At 41.3% G+C, this 11,061-nt stretch carries 6 protein-coding genes and 1 pseudogene; 5 read left to right on the forward strand and 2 right to left on the reverse strand.

Annotated elements, in window-relative coordinates; all coding sequences use genetic code 11:
- Nucleotides 1-18: 18 nt before the first annotated feature.
- On the reverse strand, nucleotides 19-4,641 hold the full coding sequence (locus ACZFYI_RS00920; protein WP_462522240.1) for a translocation/assembly module TamB domain-containing protein: 4,623 nt from the start codon (nucleotides 4,639-4,641) through the stop codon (nucleotides 19-21).
- A 12-nt stretch (nucleotides 4,642-4,653) separates the two neighbouring features.
- Here ACZFYI_RS00920 and tsaD point away from each other — a divergent pair, with 12 nt between their 5' ends.
- The 5 genes from tsaD (at nucleotide 4,654) to ACZFYI_RS00945 (ending at nucleotide 10,353) form a co-directional block, all read left to right on the forward strand.
- On the forward strand, nucleotides 4,654-5,658 hold the full coding sequence (tsaD, locus tag ACZFYI_RS00925) for a tRNA (adenosine(37)-N6)-threonylcarbamoyltransferase complex transferase subunit TsaD (protein ID WP_462522241.1): 1,005 nt from the start codon (nucleotides 4,654-4,656) through the stop codon (nucleotides 5,656-5,658).
- 217 nt (nucleotides 5,659-5,875) lie between these two features.
- Nucleotides 5,876-6,346, forward strand: coding sequence for an SsrA-binding protein (gene smpB / locus ACZFYI_RS00930; protein ID WP_462522242.1), 471 nt, complete (start codon nucleotides 5,876-5,878; stop codon nucleotides 6,344-6,346).
- Nucleotides 6,347-6,401: 55 nt separating this feature from the next.
- Nucleotides 6,402-6,908 carry an HNH endonuclease gene (locus tag ACZFYI_RS00935; protein WP_462522243.1) on the forward strand — a complete coding sequence of 169 codons (507 nt, stop codon included), beginning with the start codon at nucleotides 6,402-6,404 and terminating at the stop codon, nucleotides 6,906-6,908.
- A 402-nt stretch (nucleotides 6,909-7,310) separates the two neighbouring features.
- Nucleotides 7,311-9,194 (forward strand): amidophosphoribosyltransferase, encoded by a 1,884-nt coding sequence (locus tag ACZFYI_RS00940; protein ID WP_462522244.1) that lies wholly within the window; start codon nucleotides 7,311-7,313, stop codon nucleotides 9,192-9,194.
- 106 nt (nucleotides 9,195-9,300) lie between these two features.
- Nucleotides 9,301-10,353 (forward strand): M42 family metallopeptidase, encoded by a 1,053-nt coding sequence (locus tag ACZFYI_RS00945; RefSeq protein WP_462522245.1) that lies wholly within the window; start codon nucleotides 9,301-9,303, stop codon nucleotides 10,351-10,353.
- Between the two features lie 31 nt (nucleotides 10,354-10,384).
- On the opposite strand, the pseudogene ACZFYI_RS00950 reads toward ACZFYI_RS00945, so the two are convergent.
- Nucleotides 10,385-11,061, reverse strand: a pseudogene (locus ACZFYI_RS00950) (AAA family ATPase); the annotation flags it as partial.

The raw sequence follows: 11,061 nt of genomic DNA on the forward strand, positions 1-11,061 counted from the left end.
CCTGCAGGCAAAATTGTTTTAATCCCGCTTCCCTTTAGGAGGATTTTTTATGGGTTGATCCATTTGATAATCTAAAGGACTTACTTTTCTTTCGAGGCTGTCCAAAGGAATATTCTTCCAATCCTCTTCTTTATCGTTGTTGTATCTCAAAAAATCATCTGTGTCATTGATACGGAGACGTTGTTTTTCCTTATTTGTGATTCGGTCCCAAAGCTCCTTAAAAGTATTGAATGACAGGTTTTGTGAAACAGATACGCCATAAGTCGCTACATTCCGTGCCAAAGAAAGTGAGGTGAAGGTATTGAAATTATTCCGGTTGTATACCCTCACCCGGTAGCGTCCATCTTGTGTGACGAGGTATTCGGCTTGCCAGTCTCCGGCAATACTGTTGAGATCGGCATTACCCTGCAGATCTGTAAAACCCCCATCCCTTGAAACCCTCAGCCTGCCATCCAAAAAGGTGTAGGCTACCCGAAGCTGAAAAGTTTCCAAGGCACTTTGGTCCAAATTAGCCAGGTCTATATCCACTTCAAGGTTTTGGTCCACCTGCGCAATGAAGCTGTTTAGCTGCGATGAAAGCAATTGACTCAAGTTGGAAGTGGCGATGTTGCTTACACCGCTGAACTGACCTTCGGGTGAAAGAGAGCGCATCATGATAACCGAGAATACCTGTCGGTTTTTTTCCTGTTCATCGTTTGCGATTCGGTTTTTAAATGCGGAGATATAGGTTTGGATATTGCCTTCGGTTGGGAAGGCTGAAAAATCAAAATTGAAGGTAATTTCCGGGGAAAGGAGTTGACCTTTTAGGTTCATAAGTACTTTCAGCGGGAATCTTCTCCTCATAGCAGGGTCTTCTAAAGCGGCATTTTGGTTCGTCTGAAGACTTTGGAGGGAAACACTCTCGAGGTAATAGGCATCAATGTCCATCACGCCTTCATAAGGATCCCCATACCATGAAATCCTGCCTCCAGGTTGGACTATAAACTCTTTCCTTAGGATATTGTACAACGAAAAATTATACTTAGCTTCTGTGATTTCATAATTTCCCGACATTGAAAAATTGCCCTGAGTATCAATTTTCATTGTCAAAACGCCAAGACCTCGGCCTTGGATGGTTTCTCCCGTCCTTGGGTCAATCTGAATTTCGGTATAAGCATCTGGAGTGACATCAAATGTGAAGTTCATCCTCACGTTGTTGATGTCTAATTTATTGATGGTTTCTTCCAAAGAAATATTCCTTGCGGTGTCCCGAACATTGATGATTTTGATAAAATCCTCTTGTGCCTCATAGCTTTTTGAACCTAGAGGAATAAAAATCCTTGTGTTTTTTTGGGAAGTTGCCCGAGCTGTGATGTCCAGGTTATTGGATGCTCCAAAAATATTGAGCGTACCTGTTGCGTAGGCGGTTCCATAAAATTGTTCATTGTCTTTGGAACCCGTATTGAGAACCTGAAAGTTTTCAAGATTGGAAGAAATATCCAGGATAAAATCCGTGAAGTAATCATGTGAAATCCCTCCTCTCATTCTTGCCACGTTTCCGTTGATGTCTTTGAGGGTCAATTCCCGGAAGCTGATTTCATTGGTATTGAAAATCAGGTTGCCGTCAATTGTATATTGGGTTTTGAGATAGTTGATAAGCAAAGTTCCGTTGGTAACCAGCCCATTTCCTATCACTGTTGGGAATGCAATAGATCCTCCGATGGCAAAATCTCCCGAAACCGTGCCCCCCATCTTGGTGATATAGTTTGAAAGAAAAGGCTCCAGAACAGATAAATCAGCTTCATTCAATTTTGCCTTGAGTTCAAGTTGGTTGTCTGTACTTCCCAAAAAGCCATTTATTGCAATCACCTTTTTTTCGTTTCGAATATTGCTGATTTCGACATTGATCAGCTTGTCTGCGATGAATGTCGCCGCCTCAATATTCCCCACTAGGAAGTTGTTGATGTGTAATTCATCCACATTAAGCTGACCATTGATTCCGATCGACCCATAGAAATTGGTAAACCCGAAATTCCCATTTGCAAGCCCGCTGAATTCTTTTGTACTAAGGGTATTTAGGAAGTCCATATTGACTTCATGGATTTCCAGTCCAAGCATTTCTTCCGGATTTGGAGATATGGTACCATTGAGGGCTATAAACTGGTCTTCATTAAACAGTTTGATATTGTCAAATAGGAAAGATTTTTGCGCGATGAAGATGCTGTTATCCCTATCAAATTGCCAGATTTTGTCTAGGATTTTGAGCTCTGAAGGTTCGAACACCACCGTCGTATGGTCAGGATAAATGGTGATCTCATTTTTGACCCGGACATAACTGCCTGTCTCAAGTTGGTCCTGGTCATACCTAAAATCAATACTGGATTCATTCCAAATAGCCTCAATTGCAAGGTTATTGAATTTCAGCCCGGTATTCAGCTCTTGCTTTTTGGAAAAGATATAAAAAGAGGCCAAGACATCCGAACTGTTGATCAGCTTAGAGGTGTTGAAATCCAGGTTGGTATCATACAGTAAATTTCCATCGTAATAAATGGTGTCTATGCTTGAGAAAAAGTTAAAAATGGTATTGTCAGGAGTCTGGTAAAAAGCACCTTCAATGATGGTGTTTTTTGAAATGGATGCCCTTGGTTCCAATAGACTGATGATGGGATTGATGTCAATGAAATTGAGGTTGAGGTCTATGTTATAAGGCTCCTCGTTGGCATCAGCACGAAGTGTGATTTTTTCATCCGAATTGGTCAGTATGGAAAGGTATTGCTGACTGAGATTTTGGATATCTTCCAGAAGTTGTTTTACCTTGAATTTACCGGAAATCCCCGCTACAAGCAGGTCCGAATTGAGGGAGATCAGTCTTGAGTCATCTGTAAATAATGACTGGAAATAGAAATTGTCTACGAAGAGATTTCTGCCTTCATAGCTTAAGTCCACATCGCTGAACCTTGCTATTCCCTCTATATCATCCAGGGTAACTCCTTTGGTGTCAATGGCGATTTTTCCGCTTACAAAGGTTTCCTTGTCCATTAATTTGAGTTCCTTGAGAAAAGCTGTATCCAATTTCACCGTCATTCTTATAGAATCCCTGCCCTCCCTGACATCCAATACCCCGCTGAGTTCTCCTTTGAGGTTGGGATCATTGACTTTTAAATTCCCCCTAAATAAGTCCTTGCCATAAGTGGCATCAGTGAGAATATTGGTATAATCATAACCATTGATTCCTGCACTCTTGATGTCGGCATCTACTTGGAGAAGTGCGGTTTCCAATGTCAGTCCGGTACCTTTGATTTGTCCTGTCATAGTAACTTTCTGAAACCTTTCCCTGTCTTCAAGCAGTACTCCGATGTCGAGATTTTTTAATTGCAACCTTCCTGTATAAGTTGGTTTGTCCTTCTCGGTTTTGAAGCTGAGGCGTCCAATAATATCTCCGATTCCTGTCCTGAAATTTCCGTTTGCTGTAAAATAATTGAGGTAACCCGAAAAATCCGTATCAAAGCGAACATCTTTAAATTTGTTGATTTCTTTTCTGGCATTTTCCCCGATATAGGGAGAAAGGTCTTTGCTGTTCAGTATTGAATTCATCAGGGACATTTCAAAAAAAGTACTGTCAATATTGGGAAGCCCATCGATTTGAAATTTTCCAAAAAGGGCACTTTTCTCGCCGAATCTAATCAATAGCTCTTCAGAGGCTAGGTCATCAACAGTCCCTTTGATTTCTCCGCTGATAAATATGCGGTCTTCTATATTGTTGAGTCCTTCGGTAAAGTATTTTAGATCCTGAATGTCCAAGGCCGCTTCATCCAGCCTTGCCAGAATATTGACTTCATGGTTGAAGTTGGAAAGGCCTTCTTGGGAATCATAACTGAATTTGAGGTAGTCTTTGATCTCGGTTTTGTTTGACCTCAAAAAGAGATCGTCAAACTCCATGAATGTTGGACCATAAGTAAAATCGGTTTTAAGCTGCTGAAAGACCAGTCCTGAGGTTGATTCCAAACCACGGAGGTAATTGACTTTCACTCCTATGATGGGCCCTTCTGAGTAAAAATCGTCTGCATCTGCGATCAAATCCCGAAACTGAAGCTTGTTGAAATCAAAACCGCTTTCTACCGGAATGCCTCCATAATTGATGATATCCAGGGAGGTCTCTTTGAGGCTGATATTTTTGATCCCAAACTTAGACGGTTTTTTGTCAGGATCTTGTGGTGCACTCGGAAAAAGAAGGTTGATTTGGTACAAAAACTCAGCGATATTGATAAAATCTTCCTGAGGATGGAACAGCAGCCTGACATTTCCTTTTTCCAATTTGATCTGGTCCAAACCGGGATTGCTGCCATCCAACAATCCGGAAATAGAAAAATCAATATACACACTCTCCAAGTCCACCATCAAACTGTCGTGATGGTCATAGATTACCACATCCTGCAGGCTGACCGCATCCCACCACCTGATCCGCACCTTTGAAATACTGGTGTCAAATCCGGTGTTTTTACTGATATAATTGGTGAAAGATTTGGTGACCCTGGTTTGGACTGCAGGGATTTGCAGGGCAATTACTACCAATAACAAAGCTAAAAAAAGTATAAGAACAACCCTGAAGACCACCTTAAAGGCTTTCAGTAATTTTTCCGTAACTTTGGGGTTCTTTTCCAAGAGGCAAGCGAAATGAAGATAAATATTCTGGCTATTGAATCATCGTGTGATGAAACGTCGGCGGCGGTCATTTCTGATGGCAAAATACTCAATAATATCATCGCCACGCAATCGGTACACGAAAAATATGGGGGTGTAGTTCCTGAACTTGCCTCTCGTGCTCACCAACAACACCTTATTCCTGTTGTCCATGAAGCCCTATCTTCCTCAGGAATCAGTAAGCAAGAGCTTTCAGCTATCGCTTTTACCAAAGGTCCGGGATTGATGGGCTCATTACTCGTCGGAGTATCATTTGCCAAATCTTTGTCCTATGCTTTGGGGATTCCTTTGATAGATGTCAACCACATGCAGGCACATATTTTGGCACATTTTATTGATGACCCAAAACCCTCTTTTCCTTTTATTTGCCTGACGGTTAGTGGAGGCCATACCCAGCTTGTTCTGGTTCGGAATTATCTGGACATGGAAATCATCGGGGAGACCACAGATGATGCTGTAGGAGAGGCTTTTGACAAGACAGCCAAGTTGCTTGGACTGCCTTATCCCGGTGGGCCTTTGATCGATAAGTATGCGAAGACAGGTAATCCAAAAGCTTTCAAATTTCCGGTTTCGGATATGCCGGGGTTGAGTTTTTCATTTTCAGGAATCAAAACTGCGGTTTTGTATTTTCTGAGAGACAACCTCAAGGAAAATCCCGAATTCATTAGCGAAAACTTATCCGATATCTGTGCTTCTGTTCAGTATACTTTGATCAAAATGCTTAGCCAAAAACTGATAAAAGCTGCAAAAGAACATAAAATCAAAGAAATTGCCATTGCCGGTGGAGTTTCTGCAAATTCCGGACTCAGGGAAGAATTGAATAACTTGTCAGGGAAATACGGTTGGAAAGTGTATATTCCAAAATTCGAATATTGCACCGATAATGCCGCTATGATTGCAATGGCCGCCCATTATAAATACCTCAAAGGAGAGTTTTGTGGATTGGATGTCGTACCTGAAGCAAGGATGAAGATTTGATTAAAGTATCAAGTATCAAGTATCAAGTACCAAGTCGCAAGAACCGAGAAGCGAGAGACTAAAAACAAGAAAAATTGTAGTAACAGTGTTCAGTCTCAGTTGGCAGTTGTGCCCCTATTCTCGACAACCCGACAACCCGACAACGCGCAGCAGACAACCATTTCAACCACTACAAAAATTAAAACCACTACAACAATTACAAATAGTAGATCCAATCATGTCTGTTACCAAAAAGAACAAATTCGATAAAATCATCAATATCAGGAACAAGAAAGCAAGTCATGAATTTGAGTTCCTCGATACCTACACGGCCGGAATTGTACTCAGCGGTACAGAAATCAAATCCGTGCGCGAGGGGAAAGTTTCCCTGACGGAGGCATATTGCTATTTTCAAAGGGGGGAGTTGTATGTCAAGCAAATGCACATTGCGCCATATTCGATGGCGGCAAGCTATAACCATGAGGCTGTTCGAGAGCGTAAGCTTTTGCTAAACAAAAAAGAACTGGATAAAATTGAGACTAAATTTTCCGAGAAAGGCCTTTCGATCATTCCTATCAGGATTTTTATCAATGACAAAGGTTTGGCAAAAATGGAAATAGCAGTGGCAAGAGGCAAAAAACTCCACGACAAGCGAGAAGACATCAAAGAAAAGGATGTTAAAAGAGAGTTGGCCAAGATGAAGTTTTAAAACATTTGAATTCTACAACAGGTTTTTCCGACCAAAGATTTTATATTAGTGGATTATGGAAAGACGTGTTTTGGTTTTAAACTTGGATCATTCCCCTGTCGCCGTAGTGACAGTCCAAAAGGCCTTCATCCTGACTTATCTGGAAAAAGTAAGTTGCCTGACTTTTTATGAAGACCTTACCATCAGGACCGTTACCAAAAGTTTTCAATATCCCGCTGTCATCAGATTGAACGAATTCAAAAATATTCCCTACAAGGGTGTTTTGCTAAATAGGTCAAATATATTCAGGAGAGACGGTCAGGAATGCCAATATTGTGGATCCAAAAAGCAACTCACTTTAGACCATATCATCCCCCGTTCCAAAGGGGGGAAATCGAATTGGGTCAACCTTGTCACAGCCTGCCATAGATGCAATGTGTACAAAGGAGACAAAACCCCTGAACAGGCAGGAATGCAGCTTAGATCCCAACCTTTTAAACCCAGCTTGGGATATTTTTTGGCAGAATATGCAGAAAGGCATGCTGAAGAGTGGGTCCCTTATCTAGAGTTGAGAACTGTTTAGAATTTTATCTTTAATTCCAAAAGTTTGGGATTGACCTTTTCATTGAAAATTAGATCAGTTATGACATTTTTGGAAAGATAAATATCGTCCGGGAATAGATTCATTGGATTTGGCCATCCGATTCTTTCTTTGAAAAAAAATCCCACCATGATTTTCAAATTTAACTTAGCCGTATTCGGTTCATTTTCAATACTAAAAGTGATTTTCAAATGAATTGATATCCAAACCATTCGGGAATTGGCATTTGTTGACTTGGCGGAAATATTGGCTAGAAATTTGAAATGGTAGGAATTAGCTGAAGCACTTGACAAAATATTATATAAACCGAACTTTATTTACTTCTATATCCTTCTAAAAAAGATTTACCTTTGTATTCCCAGTATTTACTCGTTTACAAATCCAATGAGTGACCAAATCAAACATGAATGTGGAATTGCAATGATCAGGCTTCGAAAGGAACCTCAATTCTACATTGAAAAATACGGTTCCCCGCTGTATGCTCCCAACAGATTGTATGTCCTGATGCAAAAGCAGATCAACCGGGGCCAAGACGGTGCGGGAGTTGCAAACATCAAGCTTGACACCAAACCGGGTACGCGCTATATCAGCAGATACCGTTCCATCGAACCTCAGGCTGTCAACTATATCTTTGACAAAATCTACAAGAAATACAAAAAGGCCAAAAAATTAGGTGGAAAAAAGGGATTGAACAGTGCCAATTGGCTGAAAGAAAATGTGGCATTTTCAGGTGAAGTTTGGCTGGGACATTTGAGGTATGGTACGCATGGAGAAAACAGCATCGAAACCTGTCATCCATTTCTGAAACAAAACAACTGGAGGAGCCGCAACCTCGTCATGGCGGGTAATTTTAACATGACCAATGTGGAGGAATTGTTCAGCAAGTTGGTTCAGCTTGGTCAGCACCCCAAAGAAAAAACAGACACTGTCACCGTCATGGAAAAAGTCGGACACTTTTTGGACGAAGAAAACCAGCGGATTTTTGACAAATACAAACACCAATATTCAAACGAACAGATTACAGCTGTCATCGAAAACGAAATAGATGTAGCACGTATTCTGAAAAGGTCCTGCAGGGATTTTGATGGGGGATATGCGATGGCAGGAATTATAGGCAATGGTTCAAGTTTTGTGGTCCGTGACCCATCCGGAATCCGGCCTGCTTATTATTATGCCGATGAGGAGATTGTGGTGGTGGCCTCCGAAAAGCCCGCCATCAAATCCGCTTTCAACGTGGATTACAAGCAGATCAAAGAAATCAAACCGGGACATGCACTGGTCATCAATAAAGACGGGTCGTACGATGAACATGAAATCCTTCCTGCCCGTGAAAAGAAATCCTGTAGTTTTGAAAGAATCTACTTTTCAAGGGGAACAGACCCAGATATCTACAGAGAAAGAAAGTCTCTAGGCAAAGCCCTTGTGCCCCAAGTCCTGAAAGCCATTGACTTTGATCTCAAAAACACCGTTTTTTCCTACATTCCAAATACCGCCGAAACTGCTTTTCTTGGCATGATCGAAGGTTTGGAGGATTACCTCAGTGCCAAAAGGAGGGAAGTTCTTTTGGAAGGAAAACCGCATTTGGAAGACCTCGAAGAGCTGCTCAATTTCCGTCCAAGGGTGGAAAAACTTGTCAGCAAGGATGTGAAACTGAGGACTTTCATCACCAATGACTCCGATAGAGATGCCATGGTCGCCAACGTATATGATACTACGTACGAAGTCGTCAGGGCGGGAATTGATACTTTGGTAGTGATTGATGACAGCATTGTGAGGGGAACGACATTGGAGAAAAGCATTTTGACGACTTTGGACAAACTAAATCCCAAACGGATCATCATCGTGTCCTCCGCGCCCCAAATCAGGTTCCCGGATTGCTACGGCATCGACATGTCAAAATTAAGAGAGTTTATAGCTTTCAGAGCGACAGTTGAGCTCCTCAAGGACAGGGGTATGAGTTACTTGATGGATGAGGTATATGAGAAATGCAATACCAATCAGATTTTGACAGAAAACTATGTGAAAGCGCTCTATGCGCCTTTTTCAGATCAGGAGATTTCTGACAAAATAGCTGAAATCATTACTACTGATGAAATTCATGCTCAAGTGAAAGTCATATACCAGACCGTAGACAATTTGCACAAATGTATCCCTGACCATTCTGGAGACTGGTACTTTACCGGTGATTTCCCTACCTCCGGGGGAATGCGTGTGGTAAACAGGGCTTTTGCCAACTATATGGAAGGAAAATTGATCAGGGCATACTGATCGTTCTTTATAAATTTAATGCGATGACCAAATTTCAAGGCAACAAAGCACTTGTTTTTGGTCATTGTTTGTTTCATAATTATTCATCTATTCTCACACCAAAACCATGGAAGTAAATGTCCCTTTATTAAAAAAGATTTGTGAAATCGCCGGTGCACCGGGTTTTGAAAAAAGAATCAGGGATTTGGTCATTGAATTGGTGACTCCGCTTGCTGATGAGGTCAGGACTGATAATATGGGAAGTGTCATTGCCATCAAAAAATCGAAGAAAAATCCCGATGGTAAAAAAGTGATGGTGGCTGCCCATATGGATGAAATAGGATTTATCGTCACCCATATCGATGACAAAGGATTTGTCAGATTCCATACTTTGGGAGGTTTTGACCCCAAAACATTAACCGCGCAGCGTGTTATAGTCCACGGCAAAAAAGATCTTGTAGGTGTCATGGGAAGTAAACCCATCCATGTGATGACTGCTGAGGAAAGGAATAAATTACCCCAGATAACCGACTTTTTTATCGACTTAGGTATGGAGAAAGAGGAAGTTGAAAAATATGTCACAGTGGGTAATCCGATCACGAGAGATAGGGAATTGATAGAAATGGGTGCCTGCGTCAACTGCAAATCTATTGACAACAGGGTGGCGGTTTTTATTCTTTTGGAGACCTTGAGGGTATTGGACAATCCGGCCTATGATGTGTATGCCACTTTTACCGTGCAGGAAGAAGTAGGTATCCGTGGCGCAAATGTCGCTGCACATGGTATCAATCCTGATTTTGGGATAGCTTTGGATACTACCATTGCCTTTGATGTGCCCGGTGCACAGCCACATGAAAAAGTGACCGAACTCGGCAAAGGGACTGCCATCAAAATCATGGATGCCTCGACTATCTGCGATTACAGGATGGTGGCTTTCATGAAGCAGACTGCTGAGCAGCATCAGATCAAATGGCAACCGGAAATTCTGACCGCCGGAGGCACCGATACTGCAGGTGTGCAGCGAATGGGCAAGCAAGGCGCCATCGCCGGGGCAATTTCCATCCCGACACGCCACCTGCATCAAGTAATCGAAACCGCTCACAAGGAAGATATATCCAACAGCATCCTGCTGTTAAAAGCTTGCCTAGAAGATATCGATGGGTACGATTGGAGCCATTGAGAAAGTGATTTGAAGTTTCTCTATTCCACTATCAAACAAAACCAAAGGCCCATAATGGAATTTTATTTGAAGTTCCTATCAAAATATCATCCATGGCAATGAAAGAATTTGGAAGATTATTGATCTGAAAATTGGTTTTATTCTTTCCACCCACTTCAATGGTATACACTCCATCGATTAAAAAATCCCCTGATTTGGGTAGGCTGACTTCATGGTTTTCCTTTACCTGTGTTAGAAAAAAAGTTTCCCTCAGGTTTCCGATATCTACTGTAGGTCCTGCTAAGGCATAGCTTAGATTTGTGTTTTCTAAAAATATTTTTTCAGGTTTTTGTAAAATACTGATGCTTTTTCCTTCTGTATTCAAGCTGTTTATAAGCCTCGCTTTTTCCAGATAATGGATATAAGTCGTAAGTGTATTCCTATGGATTCCAATTTTCTCGCTAAGCTTGGAAATATTCGGATTAAAGGGGACGTTTTTTGCAAGGATACCGAGCAATTGGTGAATTTTTCTGGTTTTATGGATATCCATACCTTCTATGAATTGCAATTCTGTTTCTATCACTAATCTGACTATTTGTTCAATTCTACGGTGATAAGTTCCAATATTCTCCAGAAAAAAGGGATAGTATCCGAAGCTAAGGTAATCTTTCAGATGCTCAAAAGGTTTGATGATTGACGAAATGTCATTTGCAAATTCAATATGGTTCG

Source organism: Aquiflexum sp. (assembly GCF_977115555.1).

What these genes read in the sequence shown, in the direction of transcription:
- tsaD (WP_462522241.1), top strand. Translation starts at nt 4,654, where the DNA reads ATGAAGATAAATATTCTGGCTATTGAATCATCGTGTGATGAAACGTCG.
- smpB (WP_462522242.1), top strand. Translation starts at nt 5,876, where the DNA reads ATGTCTGTTACCAAAAAGAACAAATTCGATAAAATCATCAATATCAGG.
- ACZFYI_RS00935 (WP_462522243.1), top strand. Translation starts at nt 6,402, where the DNA reads ATGGAAAGACGTGTTTTGGTTTTAAACTTGGATCATTCCCCTGTCGCC.
- ACZFYI_RS00940 (WP_462522244.1), top strand. Translation starts at nt 7,311, where the DNA reads ATGAGTGACCAAATCAAACATGAATGTGGAATTGCAATGATCAGGCTT.
- ACZFYI_RS00945 (WP_462522245.1), top strand. Translation starts at nt 9,301, where the DNA reads ATGGAAGTAAATGTCCCTTTATTAAAAAAGATTTGTGAAATCGCCGGT.